Source organism: Pseudomonas sp. A-RE-22 (assembly GCF_019956035.1).
GTDB lineage: Bacteria > Pseudomonadota > Gammaproteobacteria > Pseudomonadales > Pseudomonadaceae > Aquipseudomonas > Aquipseudomonas brassicacearum.
This window is the reverse complement of record NZ_JAHBCZ010000007.1, coordinates 26,337-48,470: the sequence shown is the minus strand read 5'-3', so window position 1 is coordinate 48,470 and position 22,134 is coordinate 26,337. Positions and strand designations below refer to the sequence as shown.

General features: G+C 61.7%; 23 protein-coding genes and 1 riboswitch. Of the genes, 14 read left to right on the top strand and 9 right to left on the bottom strand.

Annotated features, from left to right (window positions below; all coding sequences use genetic code 11):
- Positions 1–88 precede the first annotated feature (88 nt).
- Genes KGA89_RS04350 through rpoE form a run of 3 tightly spaced genes read right to left on the bottom strand, consistent with a single transcriptional unit; the run spans position 89 to position 2,250 of the window.
- On the bottom strand, positions 89–1,036 hold the full coding sequence (locus KGA89_RS04350; RefSeq protein ID WP_223470704.1) for a MucB/RseB C-terminal domain-containing protein: 948 nt from the start codon (positions 1,034–1,036) through the stop codon (positions 89–91).
- A 13-nt stretch (positions 1,037–1,049) separates the two neighbouring features.
- Positions 1,050–1,637: a sigma-E factor negative regulatory protein gene (locus KGA89_RS04345; protein WP_223470702.1), complete on the bottom strand. Its 588-nt coding sequence runs from the start codon at positions 1,635–1,637 to the stop codon at positions 1,050–1,052.
- A gap of 31 nt (positions 1,638–1,668) precedes the next feature.
- Positions 1,669–2,250 carry an RNA polymerase sigma factor RpoE gene (gene rpoE, locus KGA89_RS04340; RefSeq protein WP_003172477.1) on the bottom strand — a complete coding sequence of 194 codons (582 nt, stop codon included), beginning with the start codon at positions 2,248–2,250 and terminating at the stop codon, positions 1,669–1,671.
- A 559-nt stretch (positions 2,251–2,809) separates the two neighbouring features.
- Between rpoE and nadB the strand changes: the two genes are divergently transcribed.
- The gene (gene nadB, locus KGA89_RS04335) at positions 2,810–4,426 is read left to right on the top strand and encodes an L-aspartate oxidase (RefSeq protein ID WP_003198791.1); all 1,617 of its coding nucleotides are present in this window, start codon (positions 2,810–2,812) and stop codon (positions 4,424–4,426) included.
- On the opposite strand, the gene KGA89_RS04330 is transcribed toward nadB, so the two are convergent.
- Together KGA89_RS04330 and KGA89_RS04325 are read right to left on the bottom strand one after the other, a co-directional pair.
- Positions 4,395–4,847: a protein YgfX gene (locus KGA89_RS04330; RefSeq protein WP_223470700.1), complete on the bottom strand. Its 453-nt coding sequence runs from the start codon at positions 4,845–4,847 to the stop codon at positions 4,395–4,397. The genes nadB and KGA89_RS04330 overlap by 32 nt on opposite strands.
- Positions 4,831–5,085, bottom strand: a complete 255-nt coding sequence (locus tag KGA89_RS04325) for a succinate dehydrogenase assembly factor 2 (RefSeq protein ID WP_003184348.1) — start codon at positions 5,083–5,085, stop codon at positions 4,831–4,833. Before KGA89_RS04325 ends, KGA89_RS04330 begins: the two co-directional genes overlap by 17 nt.
- A 149-nt stretch (positions 5,086–5,234) precedes the next feature.
- Between KGA89_RS04325 and KGA89_RS04320 the strand changes: the two genes are divergently transcribed.
- Positions 5,235–6,176 carry a YgfZ/GcvT domain-containing protein gene (locus KGA89_RS04320; RefSeq protein ID WP_223470698.1) on the top strand — a complete coding sequence of 314 codons (942 nt, stop codon included), beginning with the start codon at positions 5,235–5,237 and terminating at the stop codon, positions 6,174–6,176.
- Between the two features lie 35 nt (positions 6,177–6,211).
- Positions 6,212–7,033 (top strand): HDOD domain-containing protein, encoded by an 822-nt coding sequence (locus KGA89_RS04315; protein WP_003198785.1) that lies wholly within the window; start codon positions 6,212–6,214, stop codon positions 7,031–7,033.
- A gap of 153 nt (positions 7,034–7,186) precedes the next feature.
- Here the strand turns inward: KGA89_RS04315 and KGA89_RS04310 are convergent, their stop codons facing one another.
- Both KGA89_RS04310 and KGA89_RS04305 read right to left on the bottom strand, forming a co-directional pair.
- Positions 7,187–8,578: a sensor histidine kinase gene (locus KGA89_RS04310; protein ID WP_013692481.1), complete on the bottom strand. Its 1,392-nt coding sequence runs from the start codon at positions 8,576–8,578 to the stop codon at positions 7,187–7,189.
- Entirely contained in the window at positions 8,571–9,242 is a 672-nt protein-coding gene (locus tag KGA89_RS04305) for a response regulator (protein WP_003198779.1), read from the bottom strand. The genes KGA89_RS04310 and KGA89_RS04305 overlap by 8 nt, the downstream gene beginning before the upstream one ends.
- A 233-nt stretch (positions 9,243–9,475) precedes the next feature.
- On the opposite strand from KGA89_RS04305, the gene KGA89_RS04300 reads away from it, so the two are divergent.
- From KGA89_RS04300 to KGA89_RS04280, 5 genes are all read left to right on the top strand, one after another.
- Entirely contained in the window at positions 9,476–10,768 is a 1,293-nt protein-coding gene (locus KGA89_RS04300; protein ID WP_223470696.1) for an OprD family porin, read from the top strand.
- Between the two features lie 77 nt (positions 10,769–10,845).
- Positions 10,846–11,838: a Bug family tripartite tricarboxylate transporter substrate binding protein gene (locus tag KGA89_RS04295; protein ID WP_003198777.1), complete on the top strand. Its 993-nt coding sequence runs from the start codon at positions 10,846–10,848 to the stop codon at positions 11,836–11,838.
- Positions 11,839–11,893: 55 nt separating this feature from the next.
- Positions 11,894–12,355, top strand: coding sequence for a tripartite tricarboxylate transporter TctB family protein (locus KGA89_RS04290; RefSeq protein ID WP_003198775.1), 462 nt, complete (start codon positions 11,894–11,896; stop codon positions 12,353–12,355).
- A 1-nt stretch (position 12,356) separates the two neighbouring features.
- Complete coding sequence (locus KGA89_RS04285; RefSeq protein ID WP_003198773.1) at positions 12,357–13,871, top strand: tripartite tricarboxylate transporter permease; 1,515 nt, start codon at positions 12,357–12,359, stop codon at positions 13,869–13,871.
- Positions 13,864–14,904, top strand: coding sequence for an AbrB family transcriptional regulator (locus KGA89_RS04280; RefSeq protein ID WP_027911674.1), 1,041 nt, complete (start codon positions 13,864–13,866; stop codon positions 14,902–14,904). Before KGA89_RS04285 ends, KGA89_RS04280 begins: the two co-directional genes overlap by 8 nt.
- Positions 14,905–14,959: 55 nt before the next feature.
- On the opposite strand, the gene ung is transcribed toward KGA89_RS04280, so the two are convergent.
- Positions 14,960–15,652 (bottom strand): uracil-DNA glycosylase, encoded by a 693-nt coding sequence (gene ung / locus KGA89_RS04275; RefSeq protein WP_223470694.1) that lies wholly within the window; start codon positions 15,650–15,652, stop codon positions 14,960–14,962.
- A gap of 131 nt (positions 15,653–15,783) precedes the next feature.
- On the opposite strand from ung, the gene KGA89_RS04270 reads away from it, so the two are divergent.
- Positions 15,784–16,896, top strand: coding sequence for an enoyl-CoA hydratase/isomerase family protein (locus KGA89_RS04270; protein ID WP_003198766.1), 1,113 nt, complete (start codon positions 15,784–15,786; stop codon positions 16,894–16,896).
- Between the two features lie 210 nt (positions 16,897–17,106).
- Here KGA89_RS04270 and KGA89_RS04265 read toward each other — a convergent pair whose 3' ends face one another.
- Entirely contained in the window at positions 17,107–17,517 is a 411-nt protein-coding gene (locus KGA89_RS04265) for a hypothetical protein (RefSeq protein WP_223470692.1), read from the bottom strand.
- A 304-nt stretch (positions 17,518–17,821) separates the two neighbouring features.
- Positions 17,822–17,923: riboswitch (guanidine-I (ykkC/yxkD leader) on the top strand.
- Between the two features lie 60 nt (positions 17,924–17,983).
- On the opposite strand from KGA89_RS04265, the gene KGA89_RS04260 reads away from it, so the two are divergent.
- Genes KGA89_RS04260 through KGA89_RS04240 form a run of 5 tightly spaced genes read left to right on the top strand, consistent with a single transcriptional unit; the run spans position 17,984 to position 22,060 of the window.
- Entirely contained in the window at positions 17,984–19,051 is a 1,068-nt protein-coding gene (locus KGA89_RS04260; protein WP_223470690.1) for a putative urea ABC transporter substrate-binding protein, read from the top strand.
- A 15-nt stretch (positions 19,052–19,066) separates the two neighbouring features.
- The gene (locus tag KGA89_RS04255; protein WP_057449731.1) at positions 19,067–19,882 is read left to right on the top strand and encodes an ABC transporter permease; all 816 of its coding nucleotides are present in this window, start codon (positions 19,067–19,069) and stop codon (positions 19,880–19,882) included.
- Positions 19,879–20,667: an ABC transporter ATP-binding protein gene (locus tag KGA89_RS04250; protein ID WP_003198758.1), complete on the top strand. Its 789-nt coding sequence runs from the start codon at positions 19,879–19,881 to the stop codon at positions 20,665–20,667. Before KGA89_RS04255 ends, KGA89_RS04250 begins: the two co-directional genes overlap by 4 nt.
- A 14-nt stretch (positions 20,668–20,681) precedes the next feature.
- On the top strand, positions 20,682–21,407 hold the full coding sequence (locus tag KGA89_RS04245) for an urea amidolyase associated protein UAAP1 (RefSeq protein ID WP_223470688.1): 726 nt from the start codon (positions 20,682–20,684) through the stop codon (positions 21,405–21,407).
- A gap of 11 nt (positions 21,408–21,418) precedes the next feature.
- Complete coding sequence (locus KGA89_RS04240; protein ID WP_223470686.1) at positions 21,419–22,060, top strand: urea amidolyase associated protein UAAP2; 642 nt, start codon at positions 21,419–21,421, stop codon at positions 22,058–22,060.
- The last annotated feature ends 74 nt before the right edge of the window (positions 22,061–22,134 follow it).

The window sequence follows — 22,134 nt, the reverse complement described above, 5'->3', positions numbered from 1 at the left end:
AAAATACTGACAGGAAGTTTCGGCATTTCGATCAAGCCCTGGCATCATCAGCCTCTCGCGCAATCGAACCACCCATGCAGCCAGCAGGTTATTGAGTCGCCGTGACGTCGGAGCGCATGGAAAGCGCAATCCGTTCCGCCGTGCCTATAGGAATCTCACCAACCACCGTGACCATCATTTCGCCCTGGGGCGTCGTGAGCCTGCGGGAGACGGCAGCCGTCGGGCCGAGCTGAGTACGAGTATCGGTGGCATTGGCACCGTTCAGCGGCTCCAGGAACACCGAGAAGCGCGCCAGGCCATCGTCGTACATCAAGCTGTTGACCTGGACCTGGGTGTCCGGGTCCTTGCGCACGGCACTGCTGGACAGTTCGAAACCAGGCGGAAGCCAGTCCGAGTGCCAGGCGGCCTTCACCGCGACGACCTTGGCGGGATCCTGCGCGACAGCCTTGCATTCGGCGCTGGCTTGCAGATCACCGTCTGTCGGCGCGGCGACATTCAAGCGGGTGAACTGGAAACGTTCGAGCAACTGGCCCTTGTCGTTGAGCAACAGGGACTTGAGCGGCAAGCCGGTCTCTTTGTCCAGGTGCAGCTCAAAGCCATAGCGATGCTGGTCCTTGGGCGTCAACGCCACAATGACCGCTTGACGCCCGGCCACGCGCGACTTGCCAATGACGGCCAGGTCATACCAATTCTTGAGTTTTTGCGGATCGAGCGTACGTGAGGTGCCGTCAGGCGTATTGCCCAGCCCTGCGATCAAGGAGCCACTGACGCATTGAGTATGCCCATCAATGCGCAGGACTTCCTGTGCCGAGCCGTCGAGCTGGAGTAACCGCTCGCGGACTTTGCCATCCTGGACGCGATGCCAGATGTTATGGGTAGAAAAACTACCGTTGCGCTCGTAAACGAAAGTGCCCTGGAAGCTCTGCTGTTGCTCGGCTTGACTCAGGCGGTTCAACCAATCCTGAGCCTCATCGGCATGGGCTGGAATTGCACACCAGCCACCAAGCAGAAGCATGAATAGAGGTATGGCGCGCAATGGTTTTCCTTAATTAACGGTTTTCCATGCTGGCTGCACGGGCGTAAGGCAGCGCGCTTTCAGTACCTTTCAGGGCAGCTTGCTGAGCATGCTGACGCAGGTAGTTGGGCAGACGCTGATCATGCCAGCCAGGTTGGCCTTGCAGAACACCATTGACCATTGGGCCTGCGGTTTCCGAGCCTTCGCTGTAGCCGGCCAGTACCGCTGGACCCTTGACCTGTGGAGCGGTCAGGCCTGGCTGGTTGGACTGCTGCGCCATCTGCACGCCAGCAATCTCATCCTGGTTGTACAGGCGTACACCGGCCAGTACGGCCACGGTGACCGAAGCGGCTACTGCCAGGCGACCCAGGCTGCGCCATGGTCCGCGAGAAGCTTTTACCGGTACGGCTTCGTCAGCCAATGCAGCGGAAACGGCCGCAGCGATGTCCAGGCGTGGAAGCAACAAGTCCTTGTGCATCACGGCCCGGGCGATCTGGTAACGAGCCCAGGTCTCACGGGTTTCAACATCGTCGAAGGCATTCAATACCCGACGCAATTCCAGTTCGTCCGCTTCGTTATCCATCACTGCGGACAGCGATTCCTGCAGGGCTTCACGACTCATGGCGTTCCTCTCTTGGCTGTCGCCGCTGTCTCTAGTTTTCCTGCAACAAAGGTTGCAGGGCTTTATCAATGGCCTCCCGGGCGCGGAAGATCCGGGAGCGCACGGTGCCTACAGGACATTGCATGACGCTCGCAATGTCTTCGTAACTCAGACCGTCGAACTCACGTAAAGTTAAAGCCGTACGCAAATCTTCGGGCAGTTGCTGGATGGTTCGATGGACGGTGCCTTCAATCTCATCCCGCAGCAACGCACGTTCCGGTGATTCGAGATCCTTGAGGCCATGATCGCCATCATAGAACTCGGCATCTTCAGAACTTACATCGCTATCCGGCGGCCGACGGCCGCGTGAAACCAGATAGTTTTTCGCCGTGTTGATGGCGATGCGGTAAAGCCACGTATAAAACGCGCTGTCCCCGCGAAAATTTCCAAGTGCGCGGTAGGCCTTGATGAAGGCTTCCTGAGCGACATCCTGCGCTTCATGGGTGTCGTGCACGAAACGCACGATCAACCCGAGAATTTTGTGCTGGTATTTAAGCACTAGCAGATCGAAAGCTCGCTTGTCGCCGCGTTGGACGCGCTCGACCAGCTGCTGATCCTCTTCCTGGGTTAGCATGAACACTCCTCGATAAGCTCGAAGGAGGCTTGCATTACTAATTGACCGGGCTTGCAAACATAGACTCGGGCTTTTCGCAAAAGTTCTCCCCCTTCCAAGCAAGTTTCCGGCGCGCTCTGATCTCGGCACGCACGAAAAACGCAGCAGGAGATTCCCCGGCTGCGCGAATAATCTGTCACCGGGCCTGACGGCAGAGACTCCAATCGAAATCTTGCACCAACCCGACGCTGCTCCCTTTTGCAGACAACCGTCTATTGAACGTAGGCGCTTGGCAAAAGTTCCCACTATTTATAGCGCTGCACACTGAATACCAGGCAACCGTGACGAGATAAACAGCGTTCTGTCCTCGAAACGGCGGCCTTATCGACGTTGTACCAAAAACGGCGATCCGACGAAGCGTGTCGCTTTTCTGTCACGCTGGTTTCACATTGCCATGAATGCCCGGCTATTGTGCCGATCCCCCCCTCTATATACTAGTGGGCTGCGTGGCTGCCTGACCCGTTGAACCGGTGTCTTGCGCCAACCCCGACCCGGGTCGCCTTGAGCGGAAACCATTCGAATGAGCCAACAGTTTCAACACGATGTTCTGGTAATCGGCAGCGGAGCCGCCGGATTGAGCCTTGCACTGACTTTGCCTGCGCATTTGCGCATTGCAGTACTGAGCAAGGGCGACCTGGCCAACGGTTCGACCTTCTGGGCCCAGGGCGGTGTCGCAGCCGTGCTGGACGATACCGACACCATTGAATCCCATGTCGAGGACACCCTCAACGCCGGCGGTGGCCTTTGCAATCCAAAAGCGGTGCGTTTCACCGTGGAACACAGCAGGGAAGCCATCCAGTGGCTGATCGATCAGGGTGTACCGTTTACCCGTGACGAACAATCGGGCACCGAAGACGGCGGTTTCGAGTTCCACCTGACGCGCGAAGGCGGTCACAGCCATCGGCGCATCATCCATGCGGCCGACGCCACTGGTGCGGCGATCTTCAAGACCCTGCTCGCCCAGGCGCGACTGCGGCCGAACATCGAACTGCTGGAACAGCGCGTCGCGGTCGACCTGATCACCGAAAAACGCCTGGGCCTGGACGGTGATCGCTGCCTCGGTGCCTACGTGCTCAATCGCGGCACCGGTGAAGTCGACACCTACGGCGCACGTTTCGTCATCCTGGCGTCCGGCGGCGCAGCGAAAGTCTATCTGTATACCAGCAACCCCGACGGCGCCTGCGGCGATGGCATCGCCATGGCCTGGCGTTCGGGTTGCCGGGTGGCGAACCTGGAGTTCAACCAGTTCCACCCCACCTGCCTCTATCACCCGTTGGCCAAGAGTTTCCTGATCACCGAAGCCTTGCGTGGCGAAGGTGCCCACCTGAAGCTGCCCAACGGCGAACGCTTCATGCAGCGCTTCGATCCGCGCGCCGAACTGGCACCGCGCGACATCGTCGCCCGGGCCATCGACCACGAAATGAAGCGCCTGGGTATCGATTGCGTTTACCTGGACATCAGCCACAAGCCCGAAGCGTTCATCAAGAGTCACTTCCCGACGGTGTACGAACGCTGCCTGGAGTTTTCCATCGACATCACAAAGCAGCCGATCCCGGTGGTGCCGGCGGCGCATTACACCTGCGGCGGTGTGATGGTCGACCAACAGGGCCGTACCGACGTGCCTGGGCTGTATGCCATTGGCGAAACCAGCTTCACCGGCCTGCACGGCGCCAACCGCATGGCCAGCAACTCGCTGCTGGAATGCTTCGTCTACGCCCGCTCGGCGGCGGCAGACATCCTGGCGCAATTGCCGCAGATTGCCGTTCCTGCCGCCCTGCCCTCGTGGGACGCCAGCCAGGTCACCGATTCGGACGAAGACGTGATCATCGCGCACAACTGGGACGAACTGCGGCGATTCATGTGGGACTACGTGGGCATCGTGCGCACCAACAAGCGCCTGCAACGGGCACAACATCGGGTGCGCTTGCTGCTGGATGAAATCGACGAGTTCTACAGCAACTACAAAGTCAGCCGCGACCTGATCGAGTTGCGCAACCTGGCCCAGGTGGCCGAACTGATGATTCGCTCGGCCATGGAGCGCAAGGAAAGCCGGGGGCTGCATTACACGCTTGACTACCCGAACCTGCTGCCCGAGGCACTGGACACTATCCTGGTGCCGCCCACCTACGCCGACTGAACCTGAGCTGTACCCGCAGGCGCCGATGGATATCCGGCGCCAGCGCGTCGCGCGGCACACACAGCGAGCGGACCCGCCGTTCCCCCTGCACGCGAAAGCGCAGCACGACGATCATCGGCAGCGCCAGGCTATCGGGGCGCAGCTGCACAGCCCGCCACCCGTCGGCCCGACTCCAGAGTTGCCAGCCAGCGGCATTTCGACGCAACCGGGAAATGGCCCGGCGATGAGTCAGCAATAAATGTCGGGGAATCACCCAGGCGCCATGGGCTAGGCACAATGCGACGCCAAGCACCGCGACCCCGGAGGGGACGGACAACAGGAACAACGACCCCAGGGCGAACACCTGGGCCAGCAGATAGGCTGCCAGCAGTTGCCCGGAGGCCTGCCAGCGGCATTCGAAGCGATTACTTGGGTTGGACACGGTCCAGAATCATCCGGACCATGCGCTGCAACTCAGGGTCTTCGGATTCGCTGCGCTCCATGAACCAGCCGAACATGTCCTGATCCTCGCATTCGAGCAGGCGGACATAACACGCGCGGTCCACTTCATTGAGATGGGGATAAACCTCTTTGACGAATGGCACCAGCAACACGTCCAGCTCAAGCATGCCGCGGCGGCTGTGCCAGTAGAGGCGATTCAGTTCAACATCTTCGACCATGGAGCGCTCCTCAAATAGAGCGCAAGTATACAGGCCCCGCCGCAGCGGAACAGACAGCTTTGGCAGGGCACCATCGATCCTTTGTGAACTACCCATTTCAAGGGCGCCCCCTTATGATGTCTACCAGACCTTTTACCCTGCGATGACCCATGGCTGATTCCGCTTTTTTCTGCACCCTGTCCCACGAAGGCGTCCTTGCGGTCCGCGGCGTGGATGCCGGCAAATTCCTGCAAGGCCAATTGACCTGCAACCTCGACTACCTGAGTGACAGCCGGGCCAGCCTCGGCGCCCGCTGCACCCAGAAAGGCCGGATGCAATCGAGCTTCCGTATCCTGCTCGAAGGCGACGGCGTGTTGATGGCCATGGCCGCCGAACTGCTTGAGTCGCAACTGGCCGACCTGAAAAAATATGCCGTGTTCTCCAAATCCAAGCTCACCGACGAAAGCGCGGCCTGGGTTCGCTTCGGCCTGGAAAACGCCGACAAGGCGCTGGCCGGCCTGGGCCTCGAACTACCGGGGGACACCGACAGCGTGGCTCGCCATGAAGCCTTGATCGCCATCCGCGTATCTCCCGGCCGCGCTGAACTGTGGGCGCCCGCCGAACAGGCCCAGACACTGCGAACCCGCCTGGGCACAGAACTGGCCGAAGCGGATCTGAACCCCTGGCTGTTGGGCCAGGTCCGCGCCGGAATCGGCCAGGTCATGCCGGCCACCCGCGAGCTGTTCATCCCACAGATGCTCAACCTGCAAGCCATCGGCGGCGTCAGTTTCAAGAAAGGCTGCTACACCGGCCAGGAAATCGTCGCCCGCATGCAATACCTGGGCAAGCTCAAGCGACGCCTGTACCGCCTGCAGTTGGACGCCAGCGAACTGCCAGAGCCTGGCACCGCGCTGTTCTCCCCCACGCATGGCAGCTCCATCGGCGAAGTGGTTATTGCCGCCCGCGACGAGGGGAATATTGAACTGCTTGCGGTATTGCAGGCCGAAGCAGCAGAAGACGACAATTTGCACCTCGGTAGCCTGGAAGGCCCAAGCCTTCAATTGTTGGACCTGCCTTACGAACTGGATCGCGACCGCGAAATCCAGCGCTGATCGCAGCATTTGCCGCAATACCCTAGAGAACCGAAATGAGCGATTTGGCGGATAAGGTCCAACGGGATTTGGTGCAAGCCATCGATAACGATGACTTGGTTCTGCCAACATTACCGGAAGTGGCCCTGCAGATTCGCCGGGCCGCCGAAGACCCGGAAATCAGCGTCAGCAACCTGAGCAAAGTGATCGGCCGCGATACGGCTCTCTCGGCACGCCTGATAAAGGTGGTCAACAGCCCACTGCTGCGCGCCACACAGGAAGTCACCGACCTGCACACGGCCATCACTCGATTGGGCGTCAACTACAGCAGCAACCTGGCCATCGGCCTGGTCATGGAGCAGATTTTCCACGCCCGCTCCGAAGTAGTGGAGCTGAAGATGCGCGAAGTCTGGCGCAAGAGCCTGGAGATCGCCGGCGTCAGCTATGCGCTGTGTCGCGGTTACACCCAACTCAAGCCCGACCAGGCCGCGCTGGGTGGGCTGGTGCACCAGATCGGCGTGCTGCCGATCCTGACGTATGCGCAAGACAACAATGAATTGCTGTCGGACCCGGTCAGCCTCAACCACGTCATCGAAACGATTCACCCGGTGCTGGGGGACAAACTACTCAGCGTCTGGGAGTTTCCGGAGCGGTTGGTGAAACTGCCGGGGCTGTATCTGGATTTCACCCGGGACTCCAAGCAAATCGATTATGTCGACCTGGTGCAGGTCGCAGCGCTGTATTGCTACAAGGACACCGACCATCCCCTGAGCAAGGTTGACGTGTTCGGGGTTCCCGCCTTCAAGAAACTGGGCATCGACCCGGAGAACAAGGCACGGTGTGCGGATATCGAAGAAGCGCGGTCGATGTTCTATTAAGCAGGTCGGACACCTACGAACGCGTAGTCAAGCCTGAATTTGTGACCTGTGGCAACAGGATTTGTGGGAGCAAAGCTTGCTCGCGAAACAGGCGCCTCGTTTTATATAAAGACCGTGTCGCCATCATCGCGGGCAAGCCTTGCTCCCACAGGATCAGTCTGCGCCTGGGATAAAACTCACCCGCACCTTCAACCCGCGCTCCTGCCCGTCGTGCAAGGTGATCTGCGCCAGGTGCGCACGGCAGATTTCGCCGACGATCGCCAATCCCAGCCCCGAACCCGCCACTTGCTGGTTGCGTCGATAGAAGCGCTCGAACACCCGGTCCCGCTCGTGCAGCGGAATGCCGGGGCCATCGTCCTCGACCTCCAGCACGGCCGGCGCAGAAACCCGCAGGATTACATTGCCACCCGACGGGGTATGGGCCAGGGCGTTGTCCACCAGGTTGCTCAACAACTCGTTCAACAAGGTCGGCTCGCCCCGCAGCCATACCGGTTCGTCGGCTTCCAGGGCCAGCGCCACCCCTCGGGCATGGGCCAGCGGGGCCATGGCCATGCCCAACTCACGGGCCAACTGACTGAGATCAAGCAACTGCGCGCCGCCCTCGGCAATGGCCCGGGCGCCGTTTTCCACACGCGCCAAGGACAGCAGCTGGTTAGCCAGGTGGGTTAGCCGGTCCGTGCCTTGGGCCGCCGTTTCCAGGGTTTCACGCCAGGTCGCCGGTTCACTGGCACGCAAGCCCAGCTCAAGACGCGCCTTGAGCGCGGCCAAGGGCGTGCGCAGTTCATGGGCGGCATCGGCGATGAACTGCGCCTGACGCTCGAATTGCCCGCGCAGGCGCTCGGTGAAATGGTTGAGGGCCCGCACCAGCGGCCATAATTCGTGCTGCACTTCCACCAGCGGCAACGGCCGCAGATCGTCCGACTGGCGCTCCTCCACCGCCGTGCGCAAGCGCTCCAGCGGGCGCAACGCCGCGCTGACCGCAAACCACACTAACAGCAGCGCGCCCACGGCCAGCATGCCCAGGCGCAACAGCGTGTCGGCCATCAGCCCACGGGCCATGCTGACCCGCGCCTCTTCAGTCTCCGCCACACGAATTTCCGCCATGCCGTTCATGTTCGGCTCGCTCACGGCCTTGAGCAGGCTGACCACTCGTACATTCTGTCCCTGATAGCGAGCGTTGTAAAAACGTGCCAAGGCTGGGTAATCGTCCGTGCGCGGCGTGCCGGGCGGCGGGCCGGGGAGGTTTTCGTAGCCGGAAATCAGCTTCTTGTCGATGTCATTGACCTGATAATAAATGCGTCCGGCGCTGTCGTAGGCGAAAGTATCCAGGGCCACGTAGGGCACATCCGCGCTGAGGCTGCCGTCACGCGCCGAAAGGCCCGCGGCGATGGTCCGGGCCGAGGCCAGCAGGGTCCGATCGTAGGCGGTGTCTGCAGCCTCGCGACCGTTCCAGTAGGCGCTCAAGCCGCTGGCGAGCATCAATACCACCAGCAGCAGCGCGAGGTTGCGAAGCAGCCGCCAGCGCAGGCTGTCGGGCTTATGCATTGCGATTTTCCAGCAGGTAGCCCAGGCCGCGGAACGTTACGATCGCCACCGCATGACCATCGAGCTTCTTGCGCAGGCGATGGACGTAGATTTCGATAGCGTCGGGGCTGGCCTCTTCGTCCAGGCCGAACACTTGGGCCGCCAGTTGCTCCTTGCTCATCACCCGCCCCGGCCGGGCGATCAACGCCTCCAGCACGGCTTGCTCGCGGGACGTCAGGGTCAACAGTTCATCGTCGAGGGTAAAGCGGCGGGTGTCCAGGTCATAGACCAGCCCGCCACAGCGCTGCTGGCGTTCGCCGCCCAGCACGCTACGGCGCAACAGTGCCTTGACCCGGGCCTCCAGCTCAGTGAGCTCGAATGGCTTGGCCAGGTAATCGTCGGCGCCGAGGTTCAGGCCATGGACACGGTCCTTGACGTCGCTGCGAGCGGTCAGCATCAGCACCGGCAAGGTCTTGCCACGGGCCCGCAGACGCGCCAACACCTCGAAACCATCCATGCGCGGCAGCCCGACATCCAGGACCGCCACCGCGTATTCCTCGCTGCTCAAGGCCAGGTCAGCCGCGACGCCGTCGTGCAGCACGTCCACGGTCAAACCGGTGCTCTTGAGCGCCTGGGCAACGCTTTCGGCGAGCTGCAGATGGTCTTCGACGAGCAGGACACGCATGGGTTATTCCTCGATTCAGGGATGGCCGACACCATTCTTTGGCGCGGAGTTTACAGCCGCATCCGCCACTGTGAAGGCAAAAAACACGCTGAAAGCTTTTGAAAGGTTAGCGAAAGGTTGGGCCGTTAGAGTCCTCCCACGGACAGTTTCGGCTGCCGTCGCGACGCACATCGCGAACGAAAAACGCCTCGAAGCGTTTTCGCCAAATAAGAACAATAAAGCGGAGTACCACCATGCTGTCCATGCAGCTCCAGGCCCCAGCGCCTGCTCGCCTTTCCCGCTTCAACCAGACCGCCCTGGCCAGTGCCGCCGCCCTCGCCGGTTTTTCACCGATGAGCCAGGCTGCCTTCATCGAAGACAGTACGGCAACCTTCGAAACCCGCAACATGTATTTCAACCGCGACTTTCGCGACGGCACCAGCGCGCAGCAATCCAAGCGTGACGAATGGGCCCAGGGGTTCATGCTCAACCTGCAGTCGGGTTACACCGAAGGCACCGTGGGATTCGGCATCGATGCATTGGGGATGCTCGGGGTCAAGCTCGACTCCAGCCCGGACCGTACCGGCACCGGCTTGTTACCCACCCACGATGACGGTCGCGCCGCTGACGAATATTCCAAGCTGGGCCTGACCGGCAAGGTGAAGATCTCCGCCACCGAGCTGAAAATCGGCAGCCTGATTCCAGAACTGCCAACTCTCAAGCCCAACGATGGGCGCATCCTGCCGCAGACCTTCGAAGGCGGCTTGTTGACCTCCAACGAAATCAAGAACCTGACCTTCACCGGCGGTCGCTTGAACAACGCCAAGGATCGCGACGACACCAACTACGAGGACATCGCCCTCAACAACAAGAACGGCCGCTTCACCGGCAGCGTGGCCGGCGAACACTTCAATTTCGGCGGCCTTGACTACAAGTTCACCGACAAGATCACCGGCCGTTATCACTTCGCCCAGCTCAGCGAAGTCTACAACCAGCATTTCCTCGGCCTGGTCTCCTCCCATGCCATCGGCCCCGGTACGTTCAGCACCGACCTGCGCCTGGCGATCAGTGATGACCAGGGCGCGGCCCGCGGCGGCCAGATCGACAACAAGTCCCTCAATGGCTTGGTGAGCTACGCTTTGAGCGGCCACAAGATCAGCGCCGGTTACCAGCACATGTCCGGTGACAGTGCCTTCCCCTATGTCGATGGCAGCGACCCGTACCTGGTGAACTTCGTGCAGATCAACGATTTCGCCGAAGCCGACGAGCGTTCCTGGCAGGCGCGCTACGACTATGACTTCGGCAAGCTGGGGATCCCGGGACTGAGCTTCATGAGTCGCTACGTGAGCGGCGACAACATTTCGCTGCGCAATGGCGACAGCGGCAAGGAATGGGAACGCAACAGCGAGATCAAGTACGTGGTGCAAAGCGGCACGTTCAAAGACGTTGCCGTACGCCTGCGCAACGCGACCTACCGTTCCAATTATTCAGCCCGCGATGCCGATGAAATGCGTCTGCTGGTCAGCTATAGCGTCGCACTCTGGTAACCGAAGGCTGCCGGAGCCGCGAGGATCCGGCAGCACCCAACTGGCAACACACAACAACAACTCCTGTGGAGACGATAATGAACCTATCACTGCGTAAAGTAGCCCTGGCCGCCGGATGCCTGATGTTCGCCGGGCAGTTGCTCGCCGCTGATCCATCCAAAGAGCCCAAGCGCCCCGAATGCATCGCCCCGGCAGCACCGGGCGGCGGTTTCGACCTGACGTGCAAACTGGCGCAAAGCGCGCTGGTCAACCAGAAACTGCTGACCAAACCCATGCGGGTGACCTACATGCCCGGCGGTGTCGGCGCGGTGGCCTACAACGCAGTGGTCGCCCAGCGTCCGGCCGACGCCGGTACGCTGGTGGCCTGGTCCAGCGGTTCGCTGTTGAACCTGGCGCAAGGCAAGTTCGGTCGTTTCGATGAAAACGCCGTGCGCTGGCTAGCGGCCGTTGGTACCAGCTACGGCGCCATTGCAGTGAAGAGCGATTCGCCCTACAAGAACCTCGACGATCTGGTACAGGCCCTGAAGAAAGATCCAGGCTCGGTGGTGATCGGCTCCGGCGGCACCGTCGGCAGCCAGGACTGGATGCAAACCGCCCTGATCGCCAAGGCTGCCGGTATCGACCCGCGCAAACTGCGCTACGTGGCACTCGAAGGCGGCGGTGAAATCGCCACTGCCCTGCTCGGCGGTCATATTCAGGTCGGCAGTACGGACATTTCCGACTCCATGCCGCACATCCAGAGTGGTGACATGCGTCTGTTGGCGGTGTTCTCCGATAAACGCCTGGACGAGCCGGAAATGAAAGACATCCCGACCGCTCGCGAACAAGGCTACGACATCCTCTGGCCAGTGGTCCGTGGCTTCTACCTCGGGCCAAAGGTCAGCGACGAAGACTACGCCTGGTGGAAAGACGCGTTCGACAAACTGCTGGCTTCCGAAGAGTTCGCCAAGTTGCGCGACCAGCGCGAGTTGTTCCCGTTCGCCATGACCGGCCCGGAACTGGACGCCTATGTGAAGAAACAAGTGGCTGATTACAAGGTGCTGGCCAAAGAGTTCGGCCTGATCCAGTAACCGTCTCTGTTCTCGCGGCGGCGCTGGCACTGTCGGCGCCGCCCAGGAGTTAGTCATGCTCACCATCCAACGTATTTTTGCCGCGGTGCTGCTACTGGTCTGTATCGGCCTGGCGCTGATGGCTTGGCCCTATCAAGCCGCCTTTTCCTACGAACCGGTCGGCCCCCGCGCCTTTCCCTTGCTGATGCTCGGGCTGATGGGGCTGGCATTGCTGTACATGCTGTTTCGCCCTACGCCCATCGTGCACAGCGACGAAGACCCGCACCTGGACCGCGAAACCTTGCAGAAAATCGGTATCTGCGTGGTGCTGCTGCTGGTCTTCGCCGGGACCTTCGAACCCTTGGGCTTCATCCTTGCCAGCATCCTGATCGGCGTGCCGATGGCGCGCCTTTACGGCGGTCGCTGGGTGCCGAGCGTGGTGATCATCAGCCTGATGGCCATCGGTCTTTATCTGTTGTTCGACAAGCTGATGGACGTGCCGCTGCCCCTGGGCCTGCTCGACGTCCTGGAGAATTGATATGGATACCCTGAATTATCTCGGCCAGGGTTTTGGCGTTGCACTGACCCCCTACAACCTCGTCACGGCACTGACCGGCACCCTGATCGGCACCGTGGTCGGCCTGCTGCCGGGCCTGGGCCCGATCAACGGCGTGGCGCTACTGATCCCGATTGCCTTTGCCCTGGGGCTGCCGCCGGAATCGGCGCTGATCCTGCTGGCCGCGGTGTACCTGGGTTGCGAATACGGCGGACGTATCAGCTCGATCCTGCTCAACATCCCGGGTGAAGCCTCTACCGTGATGACCACCCTCGACGGCTACCCGATGGCCCGCCAAGGCCTGGCCGGCGTGGCGTTGTCGCTGTCGGCGTGGAGTTCGTTCATCGGCGCGTTCATCGCCACCTGCGGCATGGTGTTGTTCGCACCCTTGCTGGCCAAATGGGCGATTGCCTTCGGGCCGGCGGAATATTTCGTCCTGATGGTGTTTGCCATTGTCTGCCTCGGCGGCATGGCCGGCGACCGACCGCTCAAGACCTTCATCGCGGCGCTGATCGGCCTGTTCCTGTCCAGTGTCGGGATCGATGCCAACAGCGGCGTGTACCGCTTCACCGGTGACAACATCCACCTGACCGACGGCATCCAGTTCGTCGTGCTGGTGCTGGGCCTGTTCTCCATCAGCGAAATCCTGTTGCTGCTGGAAAAAACCCATCGCGGCCAGGAGGCAGTGAAAGCTACCGGGCGGATGATGTTCAACTTCAAGGAAGCCGCGTCGGTCTTCACCGTGAACCTGCGCTGCGGCGTACTCGGTTTCATCATGGGCGTGCTGCCGGGCGCTGGTGCGACCCTGGCCAGTGCCGTGGCCTACATGACGGAAAAACGCATTGCCGGCGCTGGTGGCACGTTCGGTCAGGGTGACAAGCGCGGCCTCGCCGCCCCGGAAACCGCCATTGGCGGCGCGGCTTGCGGTGCGTTGGTACCGATGCTGACCCTCGGCGTTCCCGGCTCGGGCACCACTGCGGTGATGATCGGTGCGTTGTCGCTGTACAACATCACCCCTGGCCCGCTGCTGTTCCAGCAACAACCGGACATCGTCTGGGGCCTGATCGCGTCGTTGTTCGTCGCCAACGTCATGCTGGTGATCCTCAACATCCCGATGATCCGCATCTTCACCCGCATCCTGGCCGTGCCGAACTGGGCGCTGGTGCCGGTCATCGCAATCATCACCGGCATCGGTGTCTATGCGGTGCATGCCACCACCTTCGACCTGTTCCTGATGATCGGTATCGGCATCTTCGGCTATATCCTGCGCAAGCTGGACTTCCCGCTGTCGCCGGTGCTGCTGGGCTTCATCCTCGGTGGCCTGATGGAGCAGAACCTGCGGCGTGCGCTGTCGATTTCCAACGGTGCACTGGAGATCCTCTGGTCGAGTCCGATCACCTTCGGCTGCTGGGTGCTGACGGCGATCATGCTGTTCATGCCACTGGTGCGGATCTGGCGTCGCCGCGCCGCACAACGTCGCGCCCTGGCCAATGTCTGAGGCGATATTCAGACAATGGTGGGGAACACCGCTGGTCGGCCTGGCCGGCGGTTACCTGGCCAGCCTGATCGGCTGGCCTTTGCCCTGGATGGTCGGCTCGTTGCTGGCGATCATCCTGGTGCGCTGTCTTACGCCGTGGCAACTGATGGAAATCCCCGGCGGCCGTAAATGCGGCCAATGGGTGGTGGGCATCGGTATCGGCCTGCACTTCACTCCGGTGGTGATGGAGCAGGTCCTGAGCCACTTCGGCCTGATCTTCTTCGGCGCGCTGATCACCAGCGTGTCCAGCGTGGTGAGTGTCTGGCTGATGCGTCGCACCGGCGAGGACCGCGCCACCGCGTTCTTCTCGAGCATGCCGGGCGGTTCCGGCGAAATGGTCAACCTCGGCGCCCGCAACGGCGCGGACCTCAGTCGTGTTGCGGCGGGCCAGAGCCTGCGGGTGCTGGTGGTGGTGCTGTGCGTGCCGGCGGCCTTCAAGTACCTGTTGGGTGAAGGCGCACCGGTGCAACACGCCACGACGGTGGACTGGCTGTGGCTGGCGGTGCTGTTCCCGGCGGGCGCGCTGCTCGCCTGGGTCTGGGAGCGCTTGCGCCAACCCAATCCCTGGTTGTTCGGACCATTGCTGGTGAGTGCGGCGGTGAGCGTCGGTTGGGACCTGCACATCGGCCTGCCCAACGGCGCCAGCCAGGTCGGCCAGTGGTTGATCGGCAGCGGATTGGGTTGTCATTTCAACCGGCAGTTCTTTCGTCGGGCGCCGTCGTTCATGGGGCGTACCCTGATCGGCACGGTGTTGACGATGCTGATCGCCACTCTCGCGGCGTTGGGCCTGAGCACCCTGACCCAGCTGGACCTGCGTTCACTGACCCTGGGCATGATGCCCGGAGGTATCGCGGAAATGAGCCTGACGGCCGAGACGTTGCAACTGTCGGTGCCATTGGTGACGGCGTTGCAGGTGATGCGGTTGTTGTTCGTGCTGTTTCTGGCGGAGCCGTTGTTCAGGTATTGGATGCGCAAGCCGGCTTCGGACTTGTAGACCGAGTTGCCCCCATCGCGAGCAAGCTCGCGATGGGGCCCTTATTGCCGACCATTTAAAGCGCCGGCAATCGCCAATCGATAGGCGCCTCGCCATGTTGTTCGAGGAACTTGTTGGCCCGACTGAAATGCCCGCACCCCAGAAAACCACGATAAGCCGACAACGGCGACGGGTGGACCGAGGTCAGCACCAGGTGCTTGGTGGCGTCGATCAGCTTCTGCTTGCCCTGGGCATGGGCGCCCCATAGCAGGAAGACCAGGTTCTGCTGGTGTTCGCTGACCACTTCGATGACTCGGTCGGTGAAGTGCTGCCAGCCCTTGCCTGCATGGGCGTTGGCGGTGGCGCGCTCCACGGTCATGGTAGTGTTGAGCAGCAACACGCCCTGGTCGGCCCAGCTTTGCAGATAGCCATGGTTGGGAATATCGATGTTCAGGTCGCGCTTCAATTCCTTGAAAATGTTCACCAGCGACGGCGGTGCTGGCACACCCGGCTGTACCGAGAAGCACAAGCCATGGGCCTGGCCCGGACCGTGGTACGGGTCCTGGCCGAGGATCACCACCTTGACCTTGTCCAGCGGCGTGGAATTGAGGGCATTGAAAATCAGCGGGGCCGGTGGATAAATCTCCTTGCCGGCGGCGTATTCCCGACGCAGGAATTCGCGCAACTCTGCCATGTAGGGCTGGTCGAACTCGGCACGCAGTGCCTGCTTCCAGCTCGGTTCGAGTTTGATACGGTCGTCGGCAGTCATGGTTGCATCCGGTAAAAACAATGGGCGCACCCTAGGAAAGCCTACATGGCTTGTCAATTGATCTGACGCAGAACCAGCACTTTCCTGCGTAGCGGTCATACTGATTATTCAAATTTCTGATCGAGGTCACGATGAATCTGCACTTCGAAGAGCTCACCGGCATCGACGGTGCCCGTATCGGCATCGCCACCCTGGACGCCGAAAAATCCCTGAACGCCTTGTCCCTGCCGATGATCAACGCCTTGCGTGATCGTCTCGATGCCTGGGCCCGGGAGTCGCAGGTCGTTTGTGTGTTATTGCGCGGCAATGGCGCCAAGGCATTTTGCGCCGGCGGTGAAGTGCGCAGCCTGGTGGAGGCCTGCCGTGCCCATCCCGGCGAAGTGCCGCCGCTGGCTGCGCAATTCTTCGCGGCGGAATACCGCTTGGACTTCAACCTGCACACCTACCCCAAACCCTTGCTGTGCTGGGGGCATGGCTATGTACTGGGTGGCGGCATGGGGCTGTTGCAAGGGGCGAGTATCCGCATCGTCACGCCAAGCAGTCGCCTGGCCATGCCGGAGATCAGCATCGGCCTGTACCCGGATGTCGGCGCCAGTTGGTTCCTGTCGCGCCTGCCCGGCAAGCTCGGCCTGTTTCTCGGCCTGACCGGCGCCCACATGAATGCCCGGGACGCCATCGACCTGGACCTGGCCGACCGCTTTTTGCTGGATGAACAACAGGACGACCTGATCGAAGGCCTGCTGCAACTCAATTGGCAGGAACAGACCGAGATGCAGCTCAACAGCCTGCTCAAGGCCCTGCAACAGGAAGCGGTCGGCCAAATGCCCGAAGCCCAATGGCTGCCACGTCGGCAGAAAATCGATGAATGGCTGGATGTCAGCGATGTGCGCTGTGCCTGGAAAGCCCTCAGCCTGCTGGTGGACCACTCGGACCCGCTGATCGCCCGCGCCGCCAAGACCATGACCGAAGGTTCGCCCTTGACCGCTTATCTGGTCTGGGAACAGATCGCCCGTGCCCGGCATTTGTCCTTGGCCGGCGTGTTCCGGATGGAATACACCTTGAGCCTCAACTGCTGTCGCCATCCGGAATTCAGCGAAGGCGTGCGCGCGCGGCTGATCGACAAGGACCACAAGCCCCGTTGGCACTGGCCGGACATCAACCATGTGCCCGAAGCGGCGGTCGAGGCGCACTTTCACAAGGCGTGGGAGGGGCGGCATCCGTTGGCGGATTTGTCCAACGAGTAAAGCCCTGGGTGACACCGTGGGAGTGACATTCTGTGAGAGTGACATCTGTGGGAGCAAAGCTTGCTCGCGATAGCGGTATGCCAGTCACCGGGAAGCTGTCTGATCCCCTGTCATCGCGAGCAAGCTCGCTCCCACAAAAGTTATCCCACAGGGTTTATTGCAGGCACAAAAAAAGCGGCGCTCAATGCGCCGCTTTTTGTTGCCCAAAGGTCAGCGGTGGCTGTTGCGTCCATCGCGATCGCCACGTCCACGATCGCGGTCGCCGCGTCCCCAATGATCACGTCCGCCTCGACCGCCTCGGTCGTCATTCCAGCCGCCCCGGTCATGGCCGTCCCAGCCACCCCGATTCGGATAAGACCGGTACGCCGCTCGCGGTGGCGAGTAGTAGCGTGGGCCTTGTTGATAGTAACGCGGTGCCGAGTAATAGCGCGGCGCCGGTTGGTAATACCGCGGTGCGTAATAGCCACGCGGAGCCGAATAATAACTCCCGCCACCGTAATAGACCGGCGCCGGTGAGGTGTAGACATCGGAACGGTAGTAGCTCGAGTCTCCGTCGTAATAAGGCACGCATGCCGAAAGAGTCAAACCGAGAAACGCAATGAGCAGCAGTCGTCGATACATGGCGGCCTCCTGGACCGCGAATGGGCCACATCAGCGACGCTGATGGGCGGCAGCCAACTTTGTGTGACTGACGCATATTCAGACAGCAAAATCGGAATCTGGTGCGACCTGGCAACAACTAGAAACATGTCGTTCGTCGCCCTCTTCCGGTGCGCGACGGCACCACAAGCAAGCACAAACCCGCCCTCAATCATCCCTCCTCAACAGCTGCCCTCTCTGGCTCGGGCTTTTGCCCGAATTGGCACGGCTCTCGCTTTAACAAATTCCGTGCAGGAGTCATCACAGGTTCGCGGCACCACAATTTGCAATGGCTGACTAGGGTTCCGGCTCGCTTCTGGCGAGTGGCTGGTCCGAGAGTTGGCGACCTCCAGTTGAGGTTACACGGCGGGACAAAAGCCCGGGAGACAAGCCACCGTTCGCGGTGCCGCGTTGCTCCTGTCCGCCCTTGATCAACTGGAGAACTACCATGCTCAAGCTTCGTCTGTCCGCCCTGCTCCTCGCCGCCCTCTCGGCCCTCGCGAGCTTCTCATCCGCCGCCGCCCAAAAAGACCACTTCAGCGTCTGCTGGACCATTTACGCCGGCTGGATGCCCTGGGAATACGCCGGTAGCCAAGGCATCGTCGATAAATGGGCAAAAAAATACGGCATCAAGATCGATGTCGTGCAGCTCAACGATTACGTCGAATCCATCAACCAGTACACCGCCGGTCAGTTCGACGGCTGCACCATGACCAACATGGACGCCCTGACCATTCCCGCCGCCGGTGGCGTGGACAGCACCGCGCTGATCGTCAGCGACTTCTCCAACGGCAACGACGGCATCGTCCTCAAGGGCGAAGGCAAGAAAGTCGCCGACCTCAAGGGCATGGACGTCAATCTGGTGGAACTGTCGGTGTCCCATTACCTGCTGGCCCGTGCCCTGGATTCGGTTGGCCTCGCCGAGAAAGACCTGAAAGTCGTCAACACCTCCGACGCTGATATCTCTGCCGCCTTCAACACCGACCAGGTCAAGGCCGTCACCACCTGGAACCCGATGCTCTCGGACATCAAGGCCCAGCCAGGCGTGAGCGAAGTATTCAATTCCAGCCAGGTTCCCGGCGAAATCATGGACATGATGGTGGTCAACACCCAGACCCTCCAGGACAACCCAGCCCTGGGCAAAGCGTTGACCGGCGCCTGGTTTGAAGTAGTGGCGCTGATGAACGCAAAAAACGCCGCGAGCAAGATGGCGCTGGAACACATGGCGAAAGCCTCGGGCACCGACCTGGCCGGCTTCCAGGCGCAACTGGACACCACCAAGCTGTTCGCCACCCCCAAGGAAGCCCTGAGTTTCGCCACCAGCGAGCAACTGCCCGCCACCATGGGCAAGGTGGCCGAGTTTTCGTTCCAGCACGGCTTGTTGGGCGAAGGCGCCAAGAGCACCGACGCGGTCGGCATGACGTTCGCCAATGGCGTGACCCGCGGCGACAAGGCCAACCTCAAGCTGCGCTTTGACCCGACCTACGTACAGCTGGCCGCCGACGCCAAGCTGTAAACCGGAGGACCTGGCATGCGCCTGATCAACCGCTACCCGGATCGTCCCAGCCGCTTGTTGCTGGTGATCCTGCCATTCGCGCTGGTGTTGTTCGCCTACTTCATGGGCTCGGCCGAACGGTTGACGGACAACCCCAACGACAAGCTCCTGCCCAGCGCCGTGCAGATGGCCGATGCGGTGAAACGCCTGGCCTTCACAGCCGACGCCCGCAGCGGCGAATACCTGCTCTGGCAAGACACCGCGTCGAGCCTGCGTCGGTTGGCCATCGGCCTGGGCATCAGCGCCCTGGCCGGGTTATGCCTGGGCATAGCCGCCGGTACGCTGCCACTGTTTGGCGCACCGCTGTCACCGTTGCTCACCGTGGTATCGATGGTACCGCCGCTGGCCATCCTGCCGATCCTGTTCATCGTCTTCGGCCTGGGCGAACTGTCGAAAGTGATGCTGATCGTGATTGGCATCACACCGTGCCTGGCTCGCGACCTGGAACAGCGCGCCCGGGAAATTCCGCCCGAACTGCTGATCAAGGCCCAGACCCTCGGTGCGTCGACCTGGACCCTGCTGCTGCGGGTGGTGCTGCCGCAACTGCTGCCGCGCCTGTTGATTTCCCTGCGGCTGATGCTCGGTTCGGCCTGGTTGTTTCTGATCGCCGCCGAAGCCATCGCCTCCACGGATGGACTGGGCTATCGGATTTTCCTGGTGCGTCGTTACCTGGCGATGGACGTGATCTTGCCGTACGTGGTGTGGATCACCCTGCTCGCCTGGCTGATGGACTGGGGCCTCAAACGCCTGACCCGGCAAGCGTTCCCCTGGTACGAGGGGGCGAAGGCATGAGCTTCATTACGGTGAACAACGTCTGGCAACAGTATGCCGACCAGGTGGTACTGGAGCGTTTGAACCTGAGCGTCTCTGAGGGTGAGTTCTGCACGTTGGTGGGCGCCTCGGGTTGTGGCAAGTCGACCTTCCTGCGCCTGTTGCTGGGCCAGGAACGCGCCAGCCGCGGACAGATTCTCCTGGATGGCGAACCCTTGGCCGGCGAGCCGGATGCCAGCCGGGGCGTGGTGTTCCAGCGCTATTCGGTGTTCCCGCACCTGAGCGTGCTGGACAACGTGGCCCTGGGCCTGGAGTTGCCGCGCTCGCCGCTGCTGGGACGGCTGTTCGGCAGCGCCAAGCGCCAGGCCCGCGAAGAAGCCGCGCAACTGCTGGACAAGGTCGGCCTCGGCCATGCGCTGGATAAATACCCGGCGCAACTGTCCGGGGGCATGCAACAGCGGCTGGCGATTGCCCAGGCACTGATCATGAAGCCGCGTGTCCTGCTGCTGGACGAGCCCTTCGGCGCCCTCGACCCGGGCATTCGCAAAGACATGCACGTCCTGTTGCTTGAGCTGTGGCGCGAAACCCGGCTGACGGTGTTCATGGTCACCCATGACCTGTCCGAAGGTTTCAGCCTCGGCACGCGCCTGCTGGTGTTCGACAAGGTCCGCAGCGACCCGCACGCCCCCGGCGCCTATGGCGCACGCATTACCTACGACATTCCATTGAACAGCGACCGCCGCACCGCCCGTGCCGCCGTCGACGCCCTGCCCGCCGAACTGGCCGGCACGTTGCGTATCGCTTGAAAGGAGCTCTCCCCATGACCGACTCGACCCAATTGTTTACACCCTTCGCCGAAGAACTGCTGCCCGGCGGCGGCCACCGTTCCTTCGTACTCAAGCGCGGCCAACTGCTGCGCCTGACCGACCTGCGCGGCGGGGCCAACGTGAGTCTGACGCTGCTCAACGCCAACGAAAAAACCGAACGCCTGAACCTGCCCGACAGCCTCAAATGCCAACACACCGCCAAGCTTACCGCCGGCCATTGCCTCTACTCCGACATGGGCCGGGTGCTGGCGGCCATCACCGCCGATACCTGCGGCTGGAGCGACAGCCTCGGCGGCGTGCTCTGCGCTGAGGAAGTCGCTGAAAAATACGGTCAGGGCCGCTACCAGGAACTGCGCAACGGCTTCTTTCGCAACGGCACCGACAACCTGCTGGTGGAGCTGGGTAAATGGGGTCTGGGCCTGTCCGACCTGCTGATGACCCTCAACCTGTTCAGCCGGGTCGATGTCGATGAGGCTGGCGGCTTTCACTTCGTTGAAGGCAACTCCCAGGCCGGCGACTACATCGAGCTGTACGCGCCGATGGACGCCCTGGTGGTGCTGACCGCGCTGCAACATCCGATGGACCCGAACCCGCAATACGCCCCGCAACCGCTCAAGCTCAGTTGGATGAATGCCGACGCCAGCGTCGCCGAGCACTGCCGCCATTCGCGCCCGGAAAACCAGCGCGGCTTCATCAACACCGACCGCCTGTTCGCCTGAGGATCGTAGCCATGTCACTCACCATCGCCACCGCACACAAGCAACCCGATACCGCCGTCTACCGCGCCACGATTCCCGCCGGGGAACCGTGGCTGACAGAGGTCAAGGCCGGCCAGACCCTGCGCATCCTCGACCTGGAAGGCAACCAGGCGGTCGACACGTTGTTCTACAGCCTGGCCAACCCCAAGGAACGCTACGACGTGCAGCGCACCCTGCGCCGGCAGAACAGCGTCTACCTGAGCACCGGCAGCGTGCTGTATTCCAACCTCGGCCACCCGATGCTGACCATCGTCGAAGACACTTGCGGACGCCACGACACCCTCGGCGGGGCCTGCGCCCAGGAAAGCAACACCGTGCGCTACGCCCTGGAAAAACGCTACATGCACAGCTGCCGCGACAACTACCTGCGAGCCTGCGCCCACGACGGTCGGCTGGGCAAGGGCGACATCGGACCGAACATCAACTTCTTCATGAACGTGCCGGTCACCGCCGATGGCGGCCTGACCTTCGAAGATGGGATCTCGGCGCCAGGCAAATACGTCGACCTGCGGGCCGAGATGGACGTGATCGTGTTGATCTCCAACGGCCCGCAACTGAACAACCCGTGCAACGCCTACAACCCTACGCCAGCGGAGCTCTTGATATGGAACTGAAACTCACCCGCCTGCGCCGCAGGTTGTTTGTGTTGTGCCAGAGCCGGTCGGGGCAGTGCATCAAATAACGCCCT

Bases quoted from the DNA above. Each gene is read 5' to 3' on its own strand.
- KGA89_RS04295 (WP_003198777.1), top strand. From the start codon at position 10,846: ATGAACCTATCACTGCGTAAAGTAGCCCTGGCCGCCGGATGCCTGATG.
- rpoE (WP_003172477.1), bottom strand. From the start codon at position 2,250: ATGCTAACCCAGGAAGAGGATCAGCAGCTGGTCGAGCGCGTCCAACGC.
- KGA89_RS04280 (WP_027911674.1), top strand. From the start codon at position 13,864: ATGTCTGAGGCGATATTCAGACAATGGTGGGGAACACCGCTGGTCGGC.
- KGA89_RS04315 (WP_003198785.1), top strand. From the start codon at position 6,212: ATGAGCGATTTGGCGGATAAGGTCCAACGGGATTTGGTGCAAGCCATC.
- KGA89_RS04240 (WP_223470686.1), top strand. From the start codon at position 21,419: ATGTCACTCACCATCGCCACCGCACACAAGCAACCCGATACCGCCGTC.
- KGA89_RS04300 (WP_223470696.1), top strand. From the start codon at position 9,476: ATGCTGTCCATGCAGCTCCAGGCCCCAGCGCCTGCTCGCCTTTCCCGC.
- KGA89_RS04345 (WP_223470702.1), bottom strand. From the start codon at position 1,637: ATGAGTCGTGAAGCCCTGCAGGAATCGCTGTCCGCAGTGATGGATAAC.
- nadB (WP_003198791.1), top strand. From the start codon at position 2,810: ATGAGCCAACAGTTTCAACACGATGTTCTGGTAATCGGCAGCGGAGCC.
- KGA89_RS04325 (WP_003184348.1), bottom strand. From the start codon at position 5,085: ATGGTCGAAGATGTTGAACTGAATCGCCTCTACTGGCACAGCCGCCGC.
- KGA89_RS04245 (WP_223470688.1), top strand. From the start codon at position 20,682: ATGACCGACTCGACCCAATTGTTTACACCCTTCGCCGAAGAACTGCTG.
- KGA89_RS04290 (WP_003198775.1), top strand. From the start codon at position 11,894: ATGCTCACCATCCAACGTATTTTTGCCGCGGTGCTGCTACTGGTCTGT.
- ung (WP_223470694.1), bottom strand. From the start codon at position 15,652: ATGACTGCCGACGACCGTATCAAACTCGAACCGAGCTGGAAGCAGGCA.
- KGA89_RS04255 (WP_057449731.1), top strand. From the start codon at position 19,067: ATGCGCCTGATCAACCGCTACCCGGATCGTCCCAGCCGCTTGTTGCTG.
- KGA89_RS04260 (WP_223470690.1), top strand. From the start codon at position 17,984: ATGCTCAAGCTTCGTCTGTCCGCCCTGCTCCTCGCCGCCCTCTCGGCC.
- KGA89_RS04265 (WP_223470692.1), bottom strand. From the start codon at position 17,517: ATGTATCGACGACTGCTGCTCATTGCGTTTCTCGGTTTGACTCTTTCG.
- KGA89_RS04285 (WP_003198773.1), top strand. From the start codon at position 12,357: ATGGATACCCTGAATTATCTCGGCCAGGGTTTTGGCGTTGCACTGACC.
- KGA89_RS04305 (WP_003198779.1), bottom strand. From the start codon at position 9,242: ATGCGTGTCCTGCTCGTCGAAGACCATCTGCAGCTCGCCGAAAGCGTT.
- KGA89_RS04270 (WP_003198766.1), top strand. From the start codon at position 15,784: ATGAATCTGCACTTCGAAGAGCTCACCGGCATCGACGGTGCCCGTATC.
- KGA89_RS04320 (WP_223470698.1), top strand. From the start codon at position 5,235: ATGGCTGATTCCGCTTTTTTCTGCACCCTGTCCCACGAAGGCGTCCTT.
- KGA89_RS04250 (WP_003198758.1), top strand. From the start codon at position 19,879: ATGAGCTTCATTACGGTGAACAACGTCTGGCAACAGTATGCCGACCAG.
- KGA89_RS04310 (WP_013692481.1), bottom strand. From the start codon at position 8,578: ATGCATAAGCCCGACAGCCTGCGCTGGCGGCTGCTTCGCAACCTCGCG.